Annotated in this window: 23 protein-coding genes; 10 read left to right on the top strand and 13 right to left on the bottom strand. The window is 57.1% G+C overall.

What is annotated here, in order from left to right; translation table 11 throughout:
• Positions 1–216: 216 nt before the first annotated feature.
• Positions 217–1,638 (top strand): multidrug transporter subunit MdtD, encoded by a 1,422-nt coding sequence (gene mdtD, locus AACY26_RS15540; RefSeq protein WP_339515503.1) that lies wholly within the window; start codon positions 217–219, stop codon positions 1,636–1,638.
• Positions 1,639–1,713: 75 nt separating this feature from the next.
• Here mdtD and AACY26_RS15535 read toward each other — a convergent pair whose 3' ends face one another.
• Positions 1,714–3,399 carry an aspartate-alanine antiporter-like transporter gene (locus AACY26_RS15535; protein WP_339515502.1) on the bottom strand — a complete coding sequence of 562 codons (1,686 nt, stop codon included), beginning with the start codon at positions 3,397–3,399 and terminating at the stop codon, positions 1,714–1,716.
• A 199-nt stretch (positions 3,400–3,598) separates the two neighbouring features.
• Between AACY26_RS15535 and dbpA the strand changes: the two genes are divergently transcribed.
• The 4 genes from dbpA to AACY26_RS15515 all read left to right on the top strand — a co-directional run bounded on the left by dbpA (position 3,599) and on the right by AACY26_RS15515 (position 8,796).
• Positions 3,599–4,978, top strand: a complete 1,380-nt coding sequence (dbpA, locus tag AACY26_RS15530; RefSeq protein WP_339515501.1) for an ATP-dependent RNA helicase DbpA — start codon at positions 3,599–3,601, stop codon at positions 4,976–4,978.
• Between the two features lie 99 nt (positions 4,979–5,077).
• Positions 5,078–5,539: a DUF302 domain-containing protein gene (locus AACY26_RS15525; RefSeq protein WP_339515500.1), complete on the top strand. Its 462-nt coding sequence runs from the start codon at positions 5,078–5,080 to the stop codon at positions 5,537–5,539.
• Between the two features lie 33 nt (positions 5,540–5,572).
• The gene (locus AACY26_RS15520; RefSeq protein ID WP_445261311.1) at positions 5,573–6,793 is read left to right on the top strand and encodes an NAD(P)/FAD-dependent oxidoreductase; all 1,221 of its coding nucleotides are present in this window, start codon (positions 5,573–5,575) and stop codon (positions 6,791–6,793) included.
• Positions 6,794–6,948: 155 nt separating this feature from the next.
• Entirely contained in the window at positions 6,949–8,796 is a 1,848-nt protein-coding gene (locus tag AACY26_RS15515) for an SLC13 family permease (RefSeq protein ID WP_339515498.1), read from the top strand.
• A gap of 20 nt (positions 8,797–8,816) precedes the next feature.
• On the opposite strand, the gene ald is transcribed toward AACY26_RS15515, so the two are convergent.
• The 4 genes from ald to AACY26_RS15495 all read right to left on the bottom strand — a co-directional run bounded on the left by ald (position 8,817) and on the right by AACY26_RS15495 (position 12,167).
• Complete coding sequence (ald, locus tag AACY26_RS15510; protein WP_339515497.1) at positions 8,817–9,938, bottom strand: alanine dehydrogenase; 1,122 nt, start codon at positions 9,936–9,938, stop codon at positions 8,817–8,819.
• Between the two features lie 196 nt (positions 9,939–10,134).
• The gene (locus AACY26_RS15505; protein ID WP_339515496.1) at positions 10,135–10,824 is read right to left on the bottom strand and encodes a glutathione binding-like protein; all 690 of its coding nucleotides are present in this window, start codon (positions 10,822–10,824) and stop codon (positions 10,135–10,137) included.
• Positions 10,825–10,842: 18 nt separating this feature from the next.
• The gene (locus AACY26_RS15500) at positions 10,843–11,523 is read right to left on the bottom strand and encodes a glutathione S-transferase family protein (RefSeq protein WP_339515495.1); all 681 of its coding nucleotides are present in this window, start codon (positions 11,521–11,523) and stop codon (positions 10,843–10,845) included.
• A 50-nt stretch (positions 11,524–11,573) separates the two neighbouring features.
• Positions 11,574–12,167, bottom strand: coding sequence for a TetR/AcrR family transcriptional regulator (locus AACY26_RS15495; protein WP_339515494.1), 594 nt, complete (start codon positions 12,165–12,167; stop codon positions 11,574–11,576).
• A gap of 154 nt (positions 12,168–12,321) precedes the next feature.
• Here AACY26_RS15495 and yccS point away from each other — a divergent pair, with 154 nt between their 5' ends.
• Positions 12,322–14,502 (top strand): YccS family putative transporter, encoded by a 2,181-nt coding sequence (gene yccS / locus AACY26_RS15490; RefSeq protein ID WP_339515493.1) that lies wholly within the window; start codon positions 12,322–12,324, stop codon positions 14,500–14,502.
• Positions 14,503–14,527: 25 nt separating this feature from the next.
• Here the strand turns inward: yccS and AACY26_RS15485 are convergent, their stop codons facing one another.
• Entirely contained in the window at positions 14,528–14,758 is a 231-nt protein-coding gene (locus tag AACY26_RS15485; RefSeq protein WP_339515492.1) for a hypothetical protein, read from the bottom strand.
• A 182-nt stretch (positions 14,759–14,940) separates the two neighbouring features.
• On the opposite strand from AACY26_RS15485, the gene AACY26_RS15480 reads away from it, so the two are divergent.
• The 4 genes from AACY26_RS15480 (at position 14,941) to AACY26_RS15465 (ending at position 17,155) form a co-directional block, all read left to right on the top strand.
• On the top strand, positions 14,941–15,417 hold the full coding sequence (locus AACY26_RS15480) for a GreA/GreB family elongation factor (protein WP_339515491.1): 477 nt from the start codon (positions 14,941–14,943) through the stop codon (positions 15,415–15,417).
• Between the two features lie 69 nt (positions 15,418–15,486).
• On the top strand, positions 15,487–15,720 hold the full coding sequence (locus AACY26_RS15475; protein ID WP_339515490.1) for a DUF2789 domain-containing protein: 234 nt from the start codon (positions 15,487–15,489) through the stop codon (positions 15,718–15,720).
• 86 nt (positions 15,721–15,806) lie between these two features.
• Complete coding sequence (locus AACY26_RS15470; RefSeq protein WP_339515489.1) at positions 15,807–16,586, top strand: DUF2092 domain-containing protein; 780 nt, start codon at positions 15,807–15,809, stop codon at positions 16,584–16,586.
• The gene (locus tag AACY26_RS15465; RefSeq protein ID WP_339515488.1) at positions 16,583–17,155 is read left to right on the top strand and encodes a hypothetical protein; all 573 of its coding nucleotides are present in this window, start codon (positions 16,583–16,585) and stop codon (positions 17,153–17,155) included. The genes AACY26_RS15470 and AACY26_RS15465 overlap by 4 nt, the downstream gene beginning before the upstream one ends.
• Before the next feature lie 13 nt (positions 17,156–17,168).
• Here AACY26_RS15465 and AACY26_RS15460 read toward each other — a convergent pair whose 3' ends face one another.
• The 7 genes from AACY26_RS15460 to AACY26_RS15430 form a co-directional block, all read right to left on the bottom strand.
• On the bottom strand, positions 17,169–17,672 hold the full coding sequence (locus tag AACY26_RS15460) for a M48 family metallopeptidase (RefSeq protein WP_339515487.1): 504 nt from the start codon (positions 17,670–17,672) through the stop codon (positions 17,169–17,171).
• Positions 17,673–17,720: 48 nt separating this feature from the next.
• The gene (locus AACY26_RS15455; protein ID WP_339515486.1) at positions 17,721–18,833 is read right to left on the bottom strand and encodes a PQQ-dependent sugar dehydrogenase; all 1,113 of its coding nucleotides are present in this window, start codon (positions 18,831–18,833) and stop codon (positions 17,721–17,723) included.
• A gap of 25 nt (positions 18,834–18,858) precedes the next feature.
• Positions 18,859–19,302, bottom strand: a complete 444-nt coding sequence (locus AACY26_RS15450) for a hypothetical protein (RefSeq protein WP_339515485.1) — start codon at positions 19,300–19,302, stop codon at positions 18,859–18,861.
• A gap of 202 nt (positions 19,303–19,504) precedes the next feature.
• On the bottom strand, positions 19,505–20,569 hold the full coding sequence (gene fba / locus AACY26_RS15445; protein ID WP_089360890.1) for a class II fructose-bisphosphate aldolase: 1,065 nt from the start codon (positions 20,567–20,569) through the stop codon (positions 19,505–19,507).
• Positions 20,570–20,658: 89 nt separating this feature from the next.
• Positions 20,659–20,988 carry an MliC family protein gene (locus tag AACY26_RS15440; protein WP_339515484.1) on the bottom strand — a complete coding sequence of 110 codons (330 nt, stop codon included), beginning with the start codon at positions 20,986–20,988 and terminating at the stop codon, positions 20,659–20,661.
• 264 nt (positions 20,989–21,252) lie between these two features.
• Positions 21,253–21,447, bottom strand: a complete 195-nt coding sequence (locus AACY26_RS15435; protein ID WP_339515483.1) for a hypothetical protein — start codon at positions 21,445–21,447, stop codon at positions 21,253–21,255.
• A gap of 70 nt (positions 21,448–21,517) precedes the next feature.
• Entirely contained in the window at positions 21,518–22,696 is a 1,179-nt protein-coding gene (locus AACY26_RS15430) for a phosphoglycerate kinase (protein ID WP_339515482.1), read from the bottom strand.
• Between the last annotated feature and the right edge of the window lie 3 nt (positions 22,697–22,699).

Here is a 22,699-nt window from a genome sequence, read left to right as displayed (position 1 = left end):
AACGCGCAGCTTGTCCACCGGCGTTCGCCAATAGCCGCAGCTTTGTGCTGTGGCTGGCGGACAAAAGGGCACTGTCCGCCCTACGCCGGATGCGCTCGCATTAAATGGTTGAGAACGCCCAGCCGTTCTAGGCAGGCTGTCTAAAACAAGGCATTGCCAACATTAGCTGCAATATTGCATTACAGTTGTAGGGGTCTGCTGTGACTGAGGTTCACCATGCTGCCGCTTGACGCACGCACCGCCCGCTTGTTGCCCTGGATTGTTGCCATCGCGTTTTTTATGCAAACGCTGGACGGCACCATTCTCAATACCGCCCTGCCGAGCATGGCCCATGACCTGGCCGAAGACCCTTTGCGCATGCAGTCGGTGGTCATCGCCTACATGCTCACCGTTGCCCTGCTCATTCCAGCATCTGGCTGGATTGCCGATCGCTTTGGCACCCGGCGCATTTTCTTTGGCGCAATCTTGCTGTTCAGCCTCGGTTCGCTGCTGTGTGCACTTTCGCAATCACTCAATATGCTCATTGGCGCCCGGGTAATCCAAGGCCTGGGCGGTGCCTTGATGATGCCAGTCGGGCGCTTGGTGGTACTGCGCGCCTACCCGCGTAGCGATTTGGTCAGGATCATGAGTTTTATCACCCTGCCCGGTTTGCTCGGCCCCTTGATTGGCCCAACCTTGGGCGGCTGGCTGGTGGAATACACCAGTTGGCACTGGATATTCTTGATCAACCTGCCGGTGGGTGCCTTGGGCTGCTGGGCCGCATTCAAGCTGATGCCTGACCTTCGCGGGCCGCAACGTACTCGCTTTGATGCCATAGGCTTCACCTTGTTCGGCGCCTCGATGGTGTTGATCACCATCGCCCTTGAAGGTTTGGGTGAATTGGGCATGGCGCATGTCCGAGTGATGTTGCTGCTACTTGGCGGGCTCGCCTGCCTGGCCGCCTATTGGCTGCGGGCTGGGCGCACGGAAAACGCACTGTTCTCGCCCAAGTTGTTTAACACCCGCACCTTCGCCGTCGGGATTCTGGGCAATATGTTCGCTCGCCTGGGCAGCGGTTCCCTACCCTTTCTGACACCATTATTGCTGCAACTGGCCATGGGTTATTCACCCTCTCAAGCGGGCATGAGCATGATTCCGCTGGCGCTGGCAGCCATGCTTATGAAACCGCTGGCCAAACCATTGATTGACCGACTCGGCTATCGCCGCATCCTCACCGGCAACACCTTGCTGCTCGGTGCGCTGATCGCCAGCATGGCCTTGGTTGACGCTAATAGCTCGCCGGTGCAACTGATCATTCAACTGTCACTCATCGGCGCCTTCAACTCATTGCAGTTCACCGCGATGAATACCGTCACCTTGATCGACCTGCGTGATGACGAGGCAAGCAGCGGCAACGGCTTGCTATCGGTTGTTGTCCAGCTGTCGATGGGGATTGGGATTGCAGCGGCAGCCGCGCTATTGAGCGGCTTCAGTGCAGAGAGCAAAGGTGAGCCCGATGCGGTTATCTGGGCGTTCCAAGCCACCTATTTGTGCATCGGTTTACTCTCGATGTTCGCAGCCGCGATCTTCCTGCAACTCTCCCCGGCCGAAGGACGCAGCCCGAGGCGGGCCAACCCTGAAGTTGACCCACAGGACTAGGAAAGCACTGCGCCAGCCGGCTCCCCGAAACTCTGCGACACGCGCCAGCGGCCACCTAAAGCGCCAGGCGCGGCTTCAGGTGTAGAGCAAAATCACCACCAGCGGCCCCAGCGCGGTGAGCAATACATTGGCAATCGCATAGGGCACGGTAAAACCCAATACCGGCAAGGTGCTACTAGCGGCGTCAGATGCAGCAATCATCGCGGCGTCCTGGGTTTGCGAGCCGGCCAGCGAGCCGACCAGAATCACAGTTGGTATCGCCAACACGAAGCGACCAAAAAACAAACCAACCAGCAGCGGGATAAAAGTAACCAAGGCGCCACAGCCGAGCACCAACAAGCCCTGGCTTTGCAATGCCGCATAGGCTTGCGGGCCTGCTGACAACCCCACCACGGCGCAGAATACCGCCAAGCCCAAGTCCCACAACACACGCCCCGCCGGTGCGGGCATGGCGGCATTACGCGGCGAGCGCGCGTTCCACCAGCCAATCACCAGACCGGCAACCAGCGCCCCGCCGCCACTGCCTAAAGTCACCGCCACGCCGCCGATTGTCACCGCCGCCAAACCAAACACCGTACCGACGCCAAGGCCAAGGCCCAGCCAGACCAGGTCCGTGCGCTCATCCCGCGACACAATCGGGCCAATCATCTGCTGAACCCGGGCGACATCCTCCGGCAACCCCGACAGCATCAATAGATCACCGTTAAGCAGCACCAGGTCTTGATGCATGGGCAGCTCACGCCCTGAACGGGTGACACGCTCAAGAAAAACCCCACGCGCCATCTCGCCTGCGCGCATGGCTATCTCATGCACAGGTAGGTTGTGATATTCGTGATTACTGAACACCAGCTCAATGGTTTCGATGGTCGCGCCCAGCAGTTCTGGCTCCAGAACCTCGCGTCCAACTAAACGCCGGGCGTGAATCAGATCTTCCCGGCGCCCGACCATCAACAACAAGTCACCGCGCTGCAAAACCACTCGGTCCACGGTTTCTATCCAGGCATTGCCGCGTTTAATTCGCTCACAGGACGCCCGCCCCGGGAGCATGGCTTCGAATTCAGCGATGGTCTTGCCCGCCATGCGACGCACCCGGTAAACCCTGCGCTCCACCGGACGCAGATTCAAGCCGATAGTGTCGTCCTCAATGTGCTGCGCCTCGTAGCGTCGCGCATCTTCAGCCAGGTCGACCCCGAGCAGGCGCGGGCCGATTTGCGAACAGAACAACACCACGCCCACGGTGCCGAGAATATAGGTCAGGGCGTAAGCTACGGCGGCATTGCCCTCCATCAGCATCAACTCATCATGACTGATTGGCAACGAGGCCAGCGCGCCATAACCCGTACCCAGCATGGCGGTTTGGGTCATGCCGCCAGCCGCCAACCCCAAGGTGGTGCCAATATCCAACTGGAAATACCAAGACAACAGCATTGCCGTAGACAAGCCGGTTGCTGCAATGACCAAGGTCACCACCGCTTGCTTCAAGGTTCCAAGGCCAAGGGATGCAAAAAACTCAGGCCCACCCCGGTAACCGACGGCAAATACAAAGAGTGAAAAGGCCAAGGTCTTGATTTGCCCAGACAAGGCAAAGCCATCTGTACCGCCGAGCAGGCTGCTCAATACCGCAGACACCAACAACACCCCGGCGGCGTTGCCTAGGCTGAAGCCAAACAACTGTATCCGGCCCAGGCCAACGCCCATGGCCAGGCTGAAAAACAGCATCACCTCGGGATGCTCGCCCAACCACTGGATCAAGATGTCCATTACAACCTCCTGTTGTTAAGCCAGCGGTACTTGTGCGGATAGTGTGTACATTCATAACTACTGCCCCAAAGCATAGGCGCAGATTTGAAAAACCTTCAGGCAACATCGACTATTTTCAAGCGCTTCGGTCGGCCCAAGCACAGTGCCGGGCGCTGCACCTGTTACACTGCGCGCCATTTCGTTTTTGCAGGTCTGTACCGTGACTAACACCGCCTTTTCATCCTTGCCACTTTCGCCCGCCATGCTGGCGAATCTCGAGTCGCTCGGCTATGCGCAGATGACCCCGATTCAAGCGCAAAGCCTGCCGGTGATACTCAAGGGCATGGACCTGATCGCCCAGGCTAAAACCGGCAGTGGTAAAACCGCCGCCTTTGGCATTGGCCTGCTTAATCCGCTCAACCCGCGATTCTTCGGTTGCCAGGCGCTGGTGATGTGCCCAACCCGCGAGTTGGCCGACCAGGTGGCCAAGGAAATCCGTCGCCTGGCTCGCGGTGCTGACAACATCAAGGTGCTGACCTTGTGTGGCGGTGTACCCTTTGGCCCGCAAATCGGCTCGCTTGAGCACGGCGCACAGATCATCGTCGGCACGCCGGGGCGTATTCAACAGCACTTGGCCAAAGGCACACTCAAGCTTGACGGCCTCAATACGCTGATCCTCGATGAAGCCGATCGCATGCTCGACATGGGCTTCTACGACAGCATCGCCGAGATCATCGGCCACACCCCGGATCGCCGTCAGACGCTGCTGTTCTCGGCCACCTACCCGAGCGCTATCAAGCAGTTGTCGGCCTCGTTCATGCGCGACCCGCAGCGGGTAAAAGCCGAAGCCCTGCACGATGACACCCAAATCGAGCAGCGTTTCTATGAAATCTCTCCCGAGGAGCGCATGGACGCCGTGGTCAAGGTGCTCGCCAGCGCTCGCCCGGAATCTGCCGTAGCCTTCTGCTTCACCAAGCAACAATGCCAGGAAGTGGTTGATCACCTGGCTGCCAACGGCATTTCCGCTGGCGCGCTCAATGGCGACCTTGAGCAGCGCGATCGTGATCAAGTGTTGGCGATGTTTGCCAACCGCAGCCTGAGCGTCTTGGTGGCAACCGATGTCGCGGCGCGCGGCCTGGATATCGACGCCCTCGACATGGTTATCAACGTTGAGCTGGCGCGCGACTCCGAAACCCATATCCACCGCGTTGGCCGTACCGGTCGCGCTGGCGCCAAAGGCGTTGCCGTAAGCCTGGTTGCGCCACCTGAAGCGCACCGCGCCCAGGCGATTGAAAAACTCCAGCAAGGGGCGCTGAACTGGCATCCGCTGAGCAGCCTCAAGCCTTTGGCTGGTGAACCGCTGCAACCCCCGATGATTACCCTGTGCATTGGCGCCGGGCGCAAAGACAAGTTGCGCCCAGGTGACATTCTCGGCGCCCTGACTGGCGACGCAGGCATTCCCGGCACTCAGGTCGGCAAGATCGCTATTTTCGACTTCCAGGCTTATGTGGCGGTGGAGCGCAGTGTTGCCAAGCAGGCACTCAAGCGTCTTAGCGACGGCAAGATCAAAGGTCGCAGCTTGCGGGTTCGCGCGCTTTGAACCCGTTGTTTCAGCGCTTGCCAGTCGAGCGCTGAAACAAAACGGCCACGACTCGCTCTACTGCTTTGATGGACTCTTCAATCAAGGCAGGAGCAGCACGTGAATTCGCGCAAATTATTTACAACCTTGATCCTGATGGCGGTCAGCTCGATGAGCGCTGCAGCCGACGGTCTGATTACGCTTAAAAGCCCCTACAACGTCAGCCAGACGATGCAGCGCGTCGAGCATGCCGTCAGCAGCCGTAAACTGACTGTTTTTGCCAAAGTCGACCATGCCGCCGGTGCGGCCAAGGTTGGCATGCCCTTGCGGCCGACCCAACTGCTGATATTCGGCAATCCCAAAGGCGGCACGCCGCTGATGGAGTGCGCGCAGACATCGGCAATTGATTTGCCGCTCAAAGTGCTGGTCTGGCAGGACGCATCCGAACAAGCCTGGGTGGGTTATAACGATCCGGCCTATATCGGCGCGCGTCATGGTGCCAGCGACTGTCCGGTGATTGGCAAGCTGCAGAGCGTTCTGCAGGCCATTGCCGATGAGAGCGTCGCGCCTCAAGCACAGTGATCCAGCAATACGCGCCTGGCACCTTCGGGTAATATGCGCGCACTGTATGCCTGGGTTGAGGAAGTTGCTGTGCTCGCTGCAAATGTTGTGATCATCGGTGCCGGTGCGGCCGGTCTTATGTGCGCCCTGACTGCGGCGGGACGTGGCCGTAGCGTACTGCTGCTCGACCACGCCAACAAGGCGGGCAAGAAAATCCTGATGTCTGGCGGCGGGCGTTGCAACTTCACCAATATGTATTGCGAGCCGGACAACTTTCTTTCCGGCAATCCGCACTTTTGCAAATCCGCGTTGGCGCGCTACAGCCAATGGGATTTCATCGGTTTGGTTGCCAAGCATGGCGTGCCCTATCACGAGAAGAAACTCGGCCAGCTGTTTTGCGACAACAAGTCCAGTGACATTCTGCAGATGCTTTTGGCTGAGTGCGACGCGGTAGGTGTTGATCTGCGCCTCGAGACTTCAGTCAAAACCATCAGCAAGCAAGAAAGCGGCTACAACCTTGAAACCTCGCTCGGCCCGGTGCAATGCCAGTCGCTGGTAATCGCCACGGGCGGTTTGTCCATCCCGACCCTGGGCGCCACTGGTTTTGGTTATCAGGTCGCCAAGCAGTTTGGCCATGAGCTGCTGCCAACCCGAGCTGGCCTGGTGCCATTTACTATTACCGACCCGCAACTGAAAACCCTGTGCACGGAATTGTCTGGCACGTCGGTTGAGGATTGTTTGGTCAGCTGCAATGGCACCAGCTTCCGCGAAAATATCCTGTTCACCCACCGCGGCCTGAGTGGCCCGGCGATTCTGCAGATTTCCTCGTATTGGCAACCCGGCGACAGCATCACAATCGACTTGTTGCCCCATATCGATCTCCCGCAGTGGCTGGCCAACCAGCAGCTTGAACGCCCAAACACTGAGTTGAAAACCTTGCTCGCCGAGCTTTTCACCAAGAAGATGGCCGGCTTGCTTGCCGACAGCTGGTTCACCTCGAAACCGATGAAGCAGTACAGCCCGAACGAGCTTAAAGCCATTGCCGAGACGCTATCTGACTGGCAACTAGTGCCGGCTGGCACTGAAGGCTATCGCACGGCAGAAGTCACCCTGGGCGGAATCGATACACGCGAAGTCTCATCAAAAACCCTTGAGTCACTGAAAGCGCCGGGGTTGTACTTTATCGGCGAAGTGCTGGATGTCACCGGCCATCTTGGCGGCTTCAACTTCCAATGGGCCTGGGCCTCGGGCTATGCAGCCGCCCAATATGTCTAGCCTGGCCACTCAGGCTCTCTGAACACTAGCGCACAAGTAATTAATCACAGGCATGGAACTGCCGTTTAACTGCGCAATCTGCTTTAGTAGATAGAGTATTTGTAGCACGAGTGTCTCGCTGACAGCTGTCCGACCTGAACAGGATTGATCGCTACATGACTCAAGACCAAGGATTGATCTTTGCCATCCTCGCCATCACCATGGGCCTATTCATTTGGGGGCGCTGGCGGCACGACATCGTCGCACTCGGCGCCTTGTTAGCCTGCGTTATCTGCGGTTTGGTGCCGGACCGGGAAGCCTTCGCCGGCTTTGGCCATCCGGCAGTAATCACTGTGGCCTGTGTGCTGGTGCTCAGCTACGGACTGCAGATTACCGGCGCGGTTGATGCACTTGCGCAGCGGGTGATACCCAGCAAAGCCGGGCCAATGCTAACGATGACCGCGCTGACCTGTTTAGGCGCCTTGTTGTCGGCCTTTATGAACAACGTCGGCGCTCTGGCATTGCTGATGCCCATCGCCTTGCAGGTCGCCAACAAGCAATCGATACCGCCGGGCCGCGTGCTGATGCCGCTGGCCTTTGGCACCATTCTTGGCGGCATGACCACCTTGATCGGCACACCGCCTAACTTGATTGTCTCCAGCTTTCGCGCCAAAACCGATGCCGGCCCATTTGCCATGTTTGACTTCAGCATGGTCGGTGTCCCCGTTGCGCTGAGCGGTATTGCCTTTATTTTGCTGATTGGCTGGAGGCTGGTTCCCAAGCGCCAAGTGGGTAATGCCGCCAGCTTCGAAACCGGCACTTATCTCACCGAAGCGCGCGTGATCAAGGGTGGCAAGGCCATGGGTCAAAGCATCCGTGAAGTCGAGCAATCGCTGGAAGAAGTTGACGCGCAGATCGTGGCGATGGTGCGCAACAAAATGCGCTTGTCTGCCCCCAATCCGCGCCGGGTGCTTGAGATTGATGATGTGCTGGTCATTGAGGCTGAGCCCGAGTCTCTGGGCAGCGTGTTGAGCAATCTTGGACTGACACTGGAAGCCAGTGACTCAGCCAAAAAGAACAAAGAGGCCGATCCCAAGAACGAGCGTGAACCTGGCGAGGACAAAGATAAAGCCGACGCGACTGAGCCAGACAAAAAGGACAATGGCGAAGCCAGCGTGCTGCAAGAGTTACTGGTCAGGCCTGATGCGCAGCTGATCGGCCGTACCGCCAGCGGCACGCGCCTGCGCAGCCGTTACTCGATCAACCTGTTGGCCATTTCCAGGCAAAGCCACCGCTCAATCAAACGCCTGCGCTCGACACAAATCCAAAGCGCCGATGTGTTGCTGATGCAGGGCACGCTCGAAGATATTGCCGAGTTCGCAGCGGACTACGGTTGCGTGCCCTTGGCCGACCGCGCAATCAGCATTCCGAACCCGGGCCAGGCGGGATTGGCCATTGGCGTGATGATAGTCGCAATCGCCCTTTCAGCTTTCGGTCTATTGTCGGCGGCGGTCGCTTTCGCCTGCGGCGTGCTGGTCTATATGGTGATGCGCGTAGTGCCTTTGCGCTCATTCTACGAGTCTATCGACTGGCCTGTGATTGTCTTGCTCGGCGCCTTGATTCCCGTGGCTGGGGCCATGTCATCAACGGAGGCGGCTGATTTGCTGGCTCGCCTGTTGATGGAAAACATCGCCCAAGGGCAACCTGTCGTGGTGTTGACGGTGCTGCTTATTGTCACAATGACCCTTTCAGACTTTATGAACAACGCCGCCACCGCCGCCGTTATGTGCCCGATTGCGCTAAGCTTGGCGACTCAGCTTGAGGTCAACTCAGACCCATTGCTGATGGCGGTGGCAATTGGTGCATCCTGCTCCTTCCTCACCCCGATTGGCCACCAGAACAACACCTTGATTCTCAGCCCCGGCGGGTTTCGCTTCGGCGATTACTGGCGCCTCGGCTTACCGCTGGAAATCGTCGTGGTACTGGTCAGCGTGCCGATGTTGCTTTGGGCTTGGCCGCTGTAACGACCAAGCCTGTGGGCGAGTCAGAGCTGCTCAAGCATGCCGGTTGCGCTGTGATACTCCAAGCCATGGGCTTCTGCCACACTGGCGCAGGTCAGCCTGCCTTTGACAACGCTGAGGCCGTTGCATAGATGCGGGTTATCTTCGAGGGCGCGACGCGGCCCCTTTTGCGCCAACTCGATAACAAAAGGCAGGGTTGCGTTATTGAGCGCCAGTGTCGAGGTGCGCGCGACAGCACCCGGCATATTGGCCACGCAGTAATGCACCACATCATCGACCACATAGGTCGGATCTGCGTGAGTAGTGGCTTTCGATGTTTCAGCGCAGCCGCCCTGATCGATGGCAACATCCACGAGCACAGCACCCGGCTGCATCTGCTTGACCATTTCGGCACTGATCAACTTCGGTGCTGCGGCGCCCGGAATCAGCACTCCTCCAATCACCAGATCCGCCGCCAGAATCTGTTCACGCAAGGTCGAGCCCGTCGAATACAGGGTGGTAATGCGATTACCGTAAAGCGAATCCAGTCGGCGCAGCGCATCGACGCTTTTATCCAGCACAGTGACATCCGCGCCAAGGCCAACCGCCATAGCCAAGGCATGACTGCCGACCACGCCACCGCCGAGAATCACGACTTTACCTGGCGCAACCCCAGGTACACCGCCGAGCAGAACGCCACGACCGCCCTTGGCTTTTTCCAGGCAATTGGCACCGGCCTGGATCGACATTCGCCCTGCCACCTCTGACATGGGCGCCAGCAAGGGCAAGCGGCCATGGGCATCGGTCACGGTTTCATAGGCAATGCAGGTGGCGCCACTGTTTATCAGGTCATCGGTTTGCGGGCGATCCGGGGCCAGGTGCAAATAGGTAAATAACGTGTGTTCAGGACGGAGTCGGGCACGTTCTTCGGCCAGCGGCTCTTTGACCTTGACGATCAGTTGCGCGTCAGCGAAGAGCGTCTCAACGCTGGTCATTATCTGCGCCCCAGCGGCAACGTAATCGGCGTCGCTAAAACCAATTGCAGCGCCAGCCTGGGTTTCGACCAGCAACTCATGGCCCAGGGCTGTCAATTCAGCCACCGAATGGGGCGTCAGGCCGACACGGTATTCATGGTTCTTGATTTCTTTGGGTACGCCAATGCGCATAGCCACCTCCGGCAGGTTAGGTAAGTCAGCGTTGTGTCTTCTAAGTTTAGAAAAGCTGAGATACAAGCCCGGCTGAAATAACCACTGATTTCAGTTAAAACGCCTGAAATTCAGAGTAATCCGGCACTAATCAACCTCAACATCACAGAACAACGCTCACGCCGGGATTGGCAGCGGAACACACTGGCCGCGCAGGTCAGTTACCTTGACCAAACAACAGCTTGCGCGCCTGCGCTGAAACCAGGGCATCCGGATCCGGGTTTACCTGATCAACCAAGGCATAGGCGCGCTGTACTGCAGGTCGCTCGGCAATACGCTCCAGCCAGGCAGCCATATTCGGAAAGTCAGCAAGATTCTGCTTCTGTCCCTCCCAACCCTTGGCCCAGGGGTAAATGGCCATATCGGCAATAGAGTAGTCACCGGCAACGTAATCGCGCCCCTCAAGCTGCCGGTTGAGAACGCCATACAGACGCGCTGTTTCCTTTACATAACGCTCGATTGCGTAGGGAACAGGTTCAGGTGCATAGCGGTTGAAATGGTGGTTCTGACCGGCCATCGGTCCTAGCCCGCCCATCTGCCAATGCAACCATTGCAAAACCTCAGTGCGCGCACGCAACGAACGCGGTAAAAATTGGCCGCTCTTGTCACCCAGGTATTCAAGGATCGCGCCTGACTCGAACAAGGCAAGCGGTTCACCGCCATCGGCGGGCTCATGATCGACAATGGCCGGGATACGGTTATTCGGCGCTATCTTCAGGAAATCAGCGTCAAACTGCTCCCCCTTGCCGATATGCACCGCACGAATCTGGTAGCTCAGCCCTGATTCCTCAAGGAAGATACTGATCTTGTGGCCGTTTGGTGTGGTCCAGTAGTACAGGTCGATCATGACTTACCTCCTAACAATTCAAGCTGCGCGCTTCACCACTCCAACCTGAGCTTCGTAGCGCGTGAGAATGCGCTGGAACCAGGCATCGACAGCCGAATCGGCGGGCCAAGGCTGTTCGCCAAGGCACCAGGCCCAGAAGAACAAACCGGCAACCAGATAGTCAGTGCCGGCAGGTTGCTCGCCATCCAGATAAGGCTGGGTCTTGAGCCAGGCTTCCAACGGGGCTACAGCCAACACAAATGAATCCAACCCGACTTGCCTGTCGGCAAAGGCTTCCAAGGTCATGCCCAGGGCTTTCTCACGGCTGCTGCGAAAGTAGTCCTTGTCCGCCTCATCAATTGCGGCGTACACCCGTGGCACCAGCAGTTTCAGCAGCGGCATGCGCACTGCGGTGAAGGTCAGTTTTTCCAGCAACCGAGCGCGATTGGCGGCCAGGCTGTCACCCAGCAAGGGTTGCTGCGGATAGGTGGCGTCCAGGTACTCGAAAATCGCAACACTGTCGTTCACCACGGTTTCACCATCGCGAATAACCGGAACCAGGTTTTGCCCCGAGCACGCCAAGGGCTCTTTGTCGGTAAATCGCAAGGGATTGGCAGTAAATGGCAGGCCCTTATGCGCCAATGCCAAGCGCACCCGCCAGCAATAAGGCGAAAACAGAACCTCTGGATCAGCGCCCCGTAGTTCGAATAGCTCCAACATGCGTTTCTCCTTGATTAAGGACCGTCCAGTCCATATTTTGCTAAAAAAATTTACCTTAACTGGCTTATTACCAGGTCAACGGTAGTGACAATACGTTGTGCCGACAAACCCGACTTCACTTGAGTGCGCAAACCACTGATCACGCATTGCAGGTAAAAGCCCAAGGCATCGGTGTCAGCCTGCGCACTCAATTCGCCCATGGCTTGGGCGCGCTTGAGTGCGCTGCCCAACACTTGAGAAAAGCCCTCAGTAGCCTGTTTTGTCAGGCTCAGTATGTCGGGTTGATTGAGCGAGAACTCATTGGCCACATTGACCAACATGCAGCCGCGCGGTATGCCATCGAGGCCATCGTCATCAAGCACACCCAGCAAGCGTCCGCGAATGTACTCAAGGGGCGAGTTTGTTTGCTCAAGCAACTCAACCAGCAGTGCCTGGCGGTGCTGGCAATAGCGCGTAAAGGCCGCCTCAAACCAGGCCAGCTTGCTCGGGTAGGTTTGATACAGGCTGCTTTTCGACAAACCTGTAGCCGCCAGCAGGTCTTGCAGCGACGTGGCTTCATAGCCGCGCTGCCAGAACACCTGCATGGCGCTTTCAAGGGCTTGTTCAGGGCAAAATGATTTAGGGCGTCCGCGATTCATCGACATATTTAGAACCGATCGGTTCCAAATGTCAAACCTGACGTGTAACCCTCTCATTGGCAGTTGCCGACATCTGCGATCAACTATGTATCGCCTGACCGGTAGCACTCGTCATAACTGATCCGTTAATCTGCAAACACTCATGCAGCAAGGCCAGCCGATGACTCGTCCTTCATTACGCCAATCTTTGCGCCGCCTTTGGGCATTGGACAAATTCAGCTACAGCCTGCGCGTCTTTATCGCACTGAGTGGCAGCCTGATTTTGTGCTGGTCGCAAGATCAGATGCACGCGCTGATCCCACTGTTTCTGGGGGTTATCGCCAGCGCCCTGGCCGAGACCGATGACAGCTGGCAAGGCCGCCTGACTGCACTGATGGTGACGCTCTGTTGTTTCAGCGCCGCCGCAGTGACCGTTGAATGGGTCTTTGGCCACCCTTGGTTATTTGCCGCTGCGCTTGCCGCCTCAGCCTTCTCACTGACCATGCTTGGCGCATTGGGCGAGCGCTACGCAACGCTCGGTTCAGCGACGCTGATTCTGGCGATCTACAGCATGATTGGCGTCGAACAACGCGGCGGCACCAGCGGCTCGCTTGTGCAGCCCATGCTTCTGGTTGCAGGCGCTGCCTGGTATGGCTTGCTCTCCGTCGTCTGGCATGCGGTGTTTTCCAATCAGCCAGTCCAACTGAGCCTTGCCCGCTTGTTCCGTGAACTGGGCCGCTACCTGAAACTCAAGGCCGCACTGTTCGAGCCCTTGCGCCAACTGGATGTCGAGGAGCGACGGCTGGCGCTAGCCAAACAAAACGGTCAAGTCGTCGCCGCGCTCAATGCCACCAAGGAAATAATCTTGCATCGCGTCGGCAACGGTAGGCCTGGGCGCAAAGTCAGCCGTTACCTGAAGCTGTATTTTCTGGCGCAAGACATTCATGAGCGCGCCAGTTCATCGCACTACCCGTACAACGAGTTGGCTGAAGCTTTCTTCCACAGCGATGTGATGTTTCGCTGCCAGCGTTTGCTACGCCTGCATGGCGAAGCCTGCGAGCGACTGGCGCAAGCGGTCGAGTTGCGCCAACCCTTTATGTTTCGCGAATTGTGCAGCCAGGCGCTGGCCGATCTGCATGATTCACTCGATTACCTGCGCCAGCAAGCCAGCCCGGCACAGCGTCATTTGCTGCGCTCACTCAATGCCTTGGCCAATAACCTCGGTACGCTGGACAACCTGTTCAGCAATGCCAGCAACCCCGATGCGCTGGCTGACGAACAAGACAGCAGCCTGCTTGATCGCGAACCGCAGTCCTTCAAAGAAGTGCTCAACCGCTTCCGCGCCCAGCTCACACCCAGTTCATTCCTGTTTCGCCATGCGTTGCGCCTGGCTATTGCGCTGACGGTCGGTTATGCGGTGCTCAACTGGATCCACCCGGCGCAGGGCTACTGGATATTGCTGACCACGGTGTTTGTCTGCCAACCCAATTACGGTGCAACACGGCGCAAGCTGGTCCAGCGGGTGAGTGGTACGGTACTCGGCTTGCTGATTGGCTGGGCATTGTTTGACCTGTTTCCAATCCCGCTGATTCAGTCACTGTTTGCGGTGGCCGCCGGGGTTGCCTTCTTCGCCACGCGTACCAGTCGCTATACCCTGGCCACCGCCGCGATCACCCTGCTGGTGTTGTTCTGCTTCAACCAGGTAGGCAATGGTTACGGACTGTTTATTCCGCGTCTGGTCGATACCTTGATCGGCAGCTTGATAGCAGGGCTGGCGGTGTTTCTGATTCTGCCAGACTGGCAAGGCCGCAGCCTTAACCGCATGGTCGCCACAACACTAAGCTGCAACAGCACTTATCTGCGCCAGATCATTGAGCAATACGCCCGGGGCAAGCGTGACGACCTCAGCTACCGGCTAGCGCGGCGCAATGCCCACAACGCCGATGCTGCGCTGTCGACCACACTGGCCAACATGCTCATGGAGCCAGGCCATTTCCGCAAGGAATCAGACACGGGATTTCGCTTCCTAGTGCTGTCGCACACCTTGCTCAGCTATCTCTCCGGCCTCGGCGCGCATCGCGGTGAAATCCAGCTGGATGAAACCCAGCAACACTTGTTGGCCAGCGCCGAGCAACTAGCGACCAGCCTCGATGAGATCGCCAAGGGCTTGATTGATAAAACCGGCGTGGCGATTCACAGCGACGCCGAAGAACAGCTTGCACTTGAGCTAGAGCAGATCCCCGATGAACTGGACGACCAGCAGCGCCTGGTGCGAACCCAACTCGCGCTCATTTGTCGGCAGCTGGGGCCAATCCGCACGGCCTCGGCGCACTTGCTCAAAGGCGCACCAGCACCTGGCTAACCGGTGCAAGCCAGCAATAGCGGATTCATGCCAGCCGCGCCTTGGCCGCTTGCGCCCGACGGCGAATGGTCAGGTCAATCTTCAGGCAAATGGCTGCCAGCGCCAGAAAACCAATCCCCAGCGAGGCGCGGGTTACATCCGTACCGAGCATCCCGGATAACCACTGAGCGATTCCCGAAGGGTTACTCGCCAACAGCGCCCCCAACGGCACCACGACGCCCAGGAAGCAAAAGCCAATTGCACGTAACAGGTCCATCAAACATCCTCCCGCCGGGCCTAGCCAGCGCAGTATTATCAGCAGTGATCAACTATCGTCCAAGCATTGACCTGGCAACACTAGACCTTGGTGCAAGAACCCTCAAGCTAGCTGGCAACGCTCCCGCAATTCGGTCATTTCAGTTACCCTGCGCGCCAGCTCCCACTCAGTAGTCACTGTTCATGGATAAAACACTGCTGCAACAACTCGTACTGACGCGTCTTGAAGCAGACCTGCAGGCTGCGGCGCACGCCGCACAGGTCGCCCATGAAAGCGCAACCCATGAAGAGAACATCGCCGAGAACAAATACGACACTCTTGGGCTTGAAGCGGCCTACCTGGCGACTGGCCAAGCGCGCAGGGTCGAGGCTATCCGCCAGGCCATCAGCCTGTGGCGCCAGTTACAGCTGCGCCCTTTCACAGACGAAACCGGCATCGCCCTGGGCGCACTGATCTGTCTGGCGGATGAAGGAGCCAACGAGCATTTATTTCTACTCGGCCCCAATGGCGCCAGCATGAAACTGCTGCACGACGATCAAAGCATCCAGGTAATCAGCCATGACGCGCCGCTGGGCAAAGCCATGCTCGGCAAAACTGTTGGTGATGACGTCCACATTGCCAATGGCACGCAACACTTCGAGATTCTCTGGGTCCAATAACCTGTCAATAAGACAAGTTGCGCTAACCTTTCCAGTGCAGCGCCAAGATTATTGCCGGAGGAGAACACTATGGAGCCGCCCGTTCACGATCTGCCCAGCCTCTTTGCCCAACTGGGTTTAGATAACGACCCAGCCAGCATCGAAGCATTTATCAGCACTCACTCCCCCCTGCCGGAAGATTGTGTATTAGCCGAAGCCAGCTTCTGGAATAAGGCCCAAGCCGCTTTGCTGCGTGAAGAAATACGCGAGGATGCCGACTGGGCTGAAATCGTTGACCAATTGAATCTGATGCTACGCGGCTGATGCCCTCAAATAACAGCAGGTTCTGACGGCCAACCCAATGCTGGTCTAGGCTCATACAGCCATCACTCTAGATTGTTGGAGCCTGTATGAGAGTCCTTCGCCTTACGCGACTGTGCTTGCCCCTGTGCTTAGCTGTAGCTGGCCCATTGGCGCTTGCCACCGAGTCACAAGAGGCCCCCGACAGCGCGGTCAGCGCCGAGGCCCGGGCAGTCTACGAGCGAATGCGCACCAGCCTGCGTGCGCTGAAACAGTATTCCGTCAGCGTGCAGTCGAGCCAGGATGAAGTCCTCGATTTCGGCTACAAGCTGCAACACAACTCACAGGCAACCCTCGATGTGCAAGCGCCCACGCACTTGCGAGCGCAGATCAGCGGCAACACGCCGCGCCTGATCGTCTACGACGGTAAAACCCTGACCCTGGCCAGTTCAGAACAGGGTTACTACGCCCAAACACCCGCGCCGGCGACCCTCAACCAACTGGTCAACGGGCTGATTGCCCATGATGTTGAAATGCCCCTGATCGACTTTCTCAGCCAAACCCGACAAGCACAATTCCTCGCAGGCGTTAAGCGCGGCCTGCTGGTCGATAGCGAGCAGATTGATGGGCAAACCTGTGACCACCTGGCGTTTCGCGAACCGACTATCGACTGGCAACTCTGGGTCAGCCAAGGTGAACAGGCGCTGCCCTGCAAGCTGGTGATTACGACGCGATACACTCTCGGCGACCCACAGTACCAGGCGACCATGAAGTGGAATACCAAACCCGGTTTTGCGGCTGATCACTTCACCTTTGTGGCCGACAAGGATGCCAAGCGTATTCCCTTCACCCGAGACAGCGTTGCGCCCGAACAGGAGCCACAACCATGACTACTCAGGTTTTGCTGGCCAAGCACCTTGGCTATCTGGCGTTGTCATCGCTGCTAATCGGCGCGCCACTGGCTGAAGCCGCTCGTTTTGCGGGTCACGGCGGCGGCGGCGTCAGAGCGCACAGTTCGGTGAGCCATGCACGGGCGGCAAGCCAGCCGCGGGTGCAACCGAACCGCAATATTCAGCGTCCGCCAGTCAGGCGCGACAATAACGTCAATATCAATAAAAACGTCAACATCAACGATAACCGCAACTATCGCCACGGCGACGTCGATATAGATGTCGACCATCACGGTTGGGGCTGGAACGAAGATGTCGATATCGACGTTGATCACAATGGACGGGGTGACTGGGATATCGACGTCGATGTCGATCACCATCACCCGGTAGCCACTGCGGCAATTGTCACTGGCAGCGTCTTGGCCATCGGCTCGATGATCAACAGCCTGCCGCCCAACTGCCAACAGGTGTATCGCCACGGCAATGAGTATTACTACTGCAATAACCAGTACTACCAGCCGCAGTGGAACAACAACACGGTGGTCTACGTGGTGGTCAACAATCCGTAGGCCGCCAGCCTGTTCAAGCCTGAGCTTTGGATAACTCCAGCCAGGTCAGATAAACACGCAGGTCGAACTCAATCTGCTGGTAACCGGGAAGCATGTATTCGCACAGCTTGTAGAAGGCTTTGTTGTGCTCGGATTCTTTCAGGTGTGCCAGTTCGTGCACCACGATCATCTGCAAAAACTCTGGGGCAGCCTCTTTGAATAGCGCCGCTACGCGAATCTCTTTCTTGGCTTTGAGCTTGCCGCCCTGCACCCGTGAAATAGCGGTGTGTAGGCCCAGCGCGCGGTGCGTCAGGTCAAGGCGGTTATCAAACAGTACCTTGTCGATACTTGGCGCATTGCGCAGGTGTTCTTGCTTGAGCCCCATTGTGTAGCTGTACAGAGCCTTGTCGTTCTGCACACTGTGTTTACCGCTGTAACGCTGCGTCAGGTAATCGCCCAGGCGATCTTGGGCGATCAACTGACGAACCTGGTCTTGCAGCGCGACAGGATAAGCTTGCAGGTATTTAAGCGGCGTCATGGTCACGACTTTCAGCGTACTGGATGCTGGCTATTATGCCGCAACGCTTCACTCGGTCGGTATTACCTTGAGCACACGCCCTTGCGGGTTGTCGGTGAGCAGATAAATATACCCATCCGGGCCTCCGTATACCGCGCGAATACGCTCATTAAGCTCTTCAAACAGCACTTCCTGGCCTGCCAACATGCCCTCTTTCATACGGATACGCCTGACGCTTTTTTCTGCCAGCGTCGAGGCAAACAAATCACCCTGCCAGTATTTGAAGCGCGAGCCGCTGTAGAGCATCAGGCTGGAAGGCGCAACCGAAGGCGTCCATTGCAGCAAGGGTTGCTCCAAACCAGGCAGCTCTGTGTAAGGCGAAATTTGCGCACCGTTGTAATCGACACCGTAGGTAATCAGCGGCCAGCCATAATTGACGCCGGGCTTGATCAGGTTCAGTTCATCACCGCCCCGCGGGCCATGCTCGTGGCTGTAGACACGCTTGAGTTCCGGCACATAGACAATGCCTTGCACGTTACGATGGCCGTAGCTGTAAATCTCCGGGGCCGCGCCTTTGGTATCAACAAATGGGTTATTTGCCGGCACACTGCCGTCGCGGTTGATACGGATGATTTTACCCAGATGATTGCTTAGATTCTGCGCTTCTTCACGGTAGTCGTAACCATCGCCCAGGGTTAACAGCAGGCTGTTATCCAGCAGAAAAGCGATCCGCCCGCCATAGTGCGAAGAACCCGCTTTAGCAGGCAGTGCAGTGAACAGGGTTTTAACATCCTGTAACTGCCCATCGACCAGTCGGGCACTGGCAAGGCGCGTATTGTTGGCACTGCGATCGCCGTAGGAATAGCTGAAGAAGATGCGTTGGTTTTGAGCGAACTCAGGGTCCAGCACCACGTCCAGCAGGCCAGCCTGCGAAGTTGCGTATATCTCAGGCAACCCGCCAACAGCCTGTTCCTGTAGCTTGCCGTCAGCCGCAATGATGCGCAAGCGCCCAGCCCGCTCGGTCACCAACATGCGTCCATCGGGTAAAAATGCCATCGACCAGGGATTCTCAAGCCCTTCGGTAAAGGTCTCGATACGATAATCGGTAGTGGCTGATGCAGAGCTTAACCAAAAGCAGGCCAGCAGTAGTACGGCGAATGGGCTACGCGCTTTTTCGATCATGGTAAAACCTTCTAGTCGGCGCAAATCAAGCTGCGGCTCGGCAACGCATGGCAAAAAACAATGCGCCAACGCTGCCGCTGGCCATTAATCCCAGGGTGCCAACGAACGAACGGTTGGCCCCGATAAAGGTCGGCATCGGCAACAGCGCATTAACCAGCGTAAGGCCCAGGAAAATTGCCAGTGCGCCCGCTAATGCAAATAGCATCCAGCGTGCACTCGGTACTTTCTTGCTCAGCCAGGCGGCCATGGGCAACGCGCAAGCAAAACCCAGCAACACCAGGATCGCAAATACCGGGCTAAATCCCAGAACATCGAGACAGGTCGTTTCCACGCGCACATCGATTGGCATCGGAGCGCCCAAAGCCTGCAACTGGGCGAGGTTGTACTGTGTTTGTAGAATGCTTCCTACCAGCGTTGTCAGCAACACGGCGAGGACAAACTGCAGCAAGACTCGCGAGTTGTTGGGCATAAATGAAGACATCCTGGGCGATTTATCGGGCAAGTATGAGCCAGACCCGCGCAAGAGGGGCGTTAGGAGTTTTACATGGTTTTTCGTAACGCCCTCAAGGGCCATGAAATCTACGAATAGATCGCAGCGCGGCGCGGTTAATTTCAATGTTCCAGACGCAAGAAAGCCCGCTATTGCGGGCTTTCCGGCTACTGCAGAGGCTTTACTTGACCTTGGAGGCCAACTCACCGCTTGCATAACGTTGAAACATAGCTTCGAGCGAAACGGGCTTGATTTTCGATGCATTACCCGCCGTACCGAAGGCTTCATAGCGAGCAATACAAATATCACGCATGGCTTCTACGGTTTTGCCGAAGAACTTACGTGGGTCAAACTCGCTTGGTTGTTCAGCCATCATGCGGCGCATGGCACCGGTCGATGCCAGACGCAGGTCGGTATCGATGTTGACCTTGCGCACACCGTGCTTGATGCCTTCAACGATTTCCTCGACCGGCACGCCGTAGGTTTCTTTGATGTCCCCGCCGTACTGGTTGATGATTGCCAACCACTCCTGCGGCACCGAAGATGAACCGTGCATGACCAAATGGGTGTTGGGAATACGCTGGTGGATCGCCTTGATCCGGTCGATCGCCAGGATATCGCCAGTCGGTGGCTTGGTGAACTTGTAGGCACCGTGGCTGGTACCGATCGCGATAGCCAAGGCATCAACCTGAGTGCGCTTGACGAAATCAGCGGCTTCTTCCGGATCAGTCAGCATCTGGCTGTGATCCAGGATGCCTTCAGCACCGATGCCATCTTCTTCGCCAGCCTGACCGGTTTCAAGGCTGCCCAGGCAACCCAGCTCACCTTCTACCGAAACACCGCAGGCGTGGGCCATGGCGACGGTTTCTTGGGTGACACGCACGTTGTAGTCGTAGTCAGCCGGGGTCTTGCCGTCTTCTTTCAGCGAGCCGTCCATCATCACCGAGCTGAAGCCCAGTTGAATCGAACGCTGACAAACTGAAGGGCTGGTGCCGTGATCCTGGTGCATGCACACAGGGATATGCGGGAATTCTTCGATTGCCGCAAGAATCAGATGGCGCAAGAACGGCGCACCTGCGTATTTGCGTGCACCTGCCGAAGCCTGAACGATAACCGGTGAATCGGTCTTGTCAGCAGCTTCCATGATGGCGCGCATTTGCTCAAGGTTGTTAACGTTGAATGCTGGAACGCCATAACCGAATTCTGCGGCGTGGTCGAGCATCTGGCGCATGCTGATAAGTGCCATATTTTCCTGTCTCCCGATTGGGCTGTTAATCATCAAAGCCTGCCGCAAGAGCAGGCTTAGTTAAATAGTGCTTAACCTTAGGCTACCGCTTAAGGTGCTTTACAGCCACGACCAATCAAATCATCGGTGGCTGTACGGTAAATCAAGCCTTCGCTGCCTTTAGTATGAAAGGTCAACATGTCATCACTGTACATGGCCCCTGAACCCGAAGGCTGGCGTTCAAGGCGATGCACAATATCGCCACCGCCAACCCGTACATCGACTGAGTCCTGGGACGAATCGACAAAGCGCCACAGCACCTCGGCCTGGCTATCACAAACCCAGCGTGTCCAACTGTCGCTCGGCTGCTCAGTCGCACATCCTGCGACTAGGCTCAAGCCTGAGAACACAACTGCAGCGCAGAGTGCCTTAACGTTCATCGCATTGCCCCATTAGCAATCGTTCATCAATGCGGGTCCCGCTGCCGGAACCTCATGCTGCAGCACATGCCGACTAACACCATCACGACTGTAACGGTCGTATGTCACCGCCGGCCGCTCTGGCTGCATAAACACCACATCGCAGTGTTGATCCTGATCGATAGCCGCCGAACTACAGGCTGTAATCGACAGGCAAGCGCACAACAACAAGATCAAAGCACTTAAAGACTTCAACATCACACCAGCCATTTACAGGTTAGCCAATCAGCAGTTGGTTTCTTCATAAGAGGTACCCGTTGGATCGCCAGTGCTCTGCGATTCGATACGCATATCCTGGTTTTCCGTCGGTGTTTCGATATTGGCAGGGCTGAATATTTTGCAAGCACGCTCATGACGCGCCTCATTCATGCAGCCTGCCAGCAACGTTGCTGACGCCAACAAAACCATAGTATTTCGCATCGTAACTAACTCCTTATCCATTGAGTCCCATTTGCAACCGGGCTTGAGTCCAAGCGCCATTTGGCCAGATTTAGCCTTTAGCACGCTGCTCCAACATTTCTACAGCTGGCAATACTTTACCTTCAACAAACTCAAGGAATGCGCCACCGCCGGTGGAGATGTAAGAGATCTTGTCGGCGACTGCGTATTTGTCGATTGCTGCCAGGGTGTCGCCACCGCCGGCAATGGAGAATGCCGAGCTTTCGGCAATGGCCAGTGCCAGCGCCTTGGTCCCTTGACCAAACTGGTCGAACTCGAAGACGCCGACCGGGCCATTCCACAGAATAGTCTTGGACGACTTGAGCAGCTCGGCAAACTGCGCAGCGGTTTGCGGGCCAATATCGAGGATCATGTCGTCTTCAGCCACATCCGCGACCAGCTTGACCGTAGCCGTTGCTGACTCGGCGAACTCCTTGGCGACCACAACATCAACCGGTAAGGGAACATTGACCTTGGCCGCGATGGCCTTGGCAGTGGCAACCAGATCCGCTTCGTACAACGACTTGCCAACCGGGAAACCGGCTGCGGCGAGGAAGGTATTGGCGATACCGCCACCGACGATCAACTGATCGCAAATCTCGCTGAGGCTATTGAGCACATCAAGCTTGGTCGAAACCTTGGAGCCAGCAACGATTGCAGCCATTGGCTTGGCTGGATTGCCGAGGGCTTTGCCCAAGGCATCCAACTCAGCGGCCAGCAATGGGCCAGCCGCAGCCACTTTGGCGAATTTGGCTACGCCATGGGTCGAGCCCTGGGCGCGGTGCGCAGTGCCGAAAGCGTCCATCACAAAGACATCGCACAAAGCGGCATATTGCTGCGCCAGTTGGTCTGCGTTCTTCTTTTCACCGGCGTTGAAACGCACATTTTCCAGAAGCACCACGTCACCAGCGGCCAGTTCAACACCGCCCAAGTAATCCTTGATCAGCGGGACATCGCGACCGAGCGCCTTGCTCAGGTAATCAGCCACAGGTTTGAGGCTGTCTTCTTCGGAGTATTCACCTTCAGTCGGGCGGCCCAGGTGCGAGCAGATCATCACAGCAGCGCCTTTTTCCAATGCCAGCTTGATAGTTGGCAAGGAAGCGAGAATGCGGGCGTCGCTTTTAACAACACCGTCTTTTACCGGCACGTTGAGGTCTTCGCGAATCAATACGCGTTTACCTTGCAGATCAAGGTCGGTCATTTTCACTACGGGTTTAAAAGCAGAAGCCATGTG

The organism is Pseudomonas sp. RL_15y_Pfl2_60 (assembly GCF_963970595.1).
Taxonomy (GTDB): domain Bacteria; phylum Pseudomonadota; class Gammaproteobacteria; order Pseudomonadales; family Pseudomonadaceae; genus Aquipseudomonas.
The sequence above is the reverse complement of the archived record's forward strand: the minus strand, read 5'-3'. Positions and strand labels throughout refer to the sequence as shown.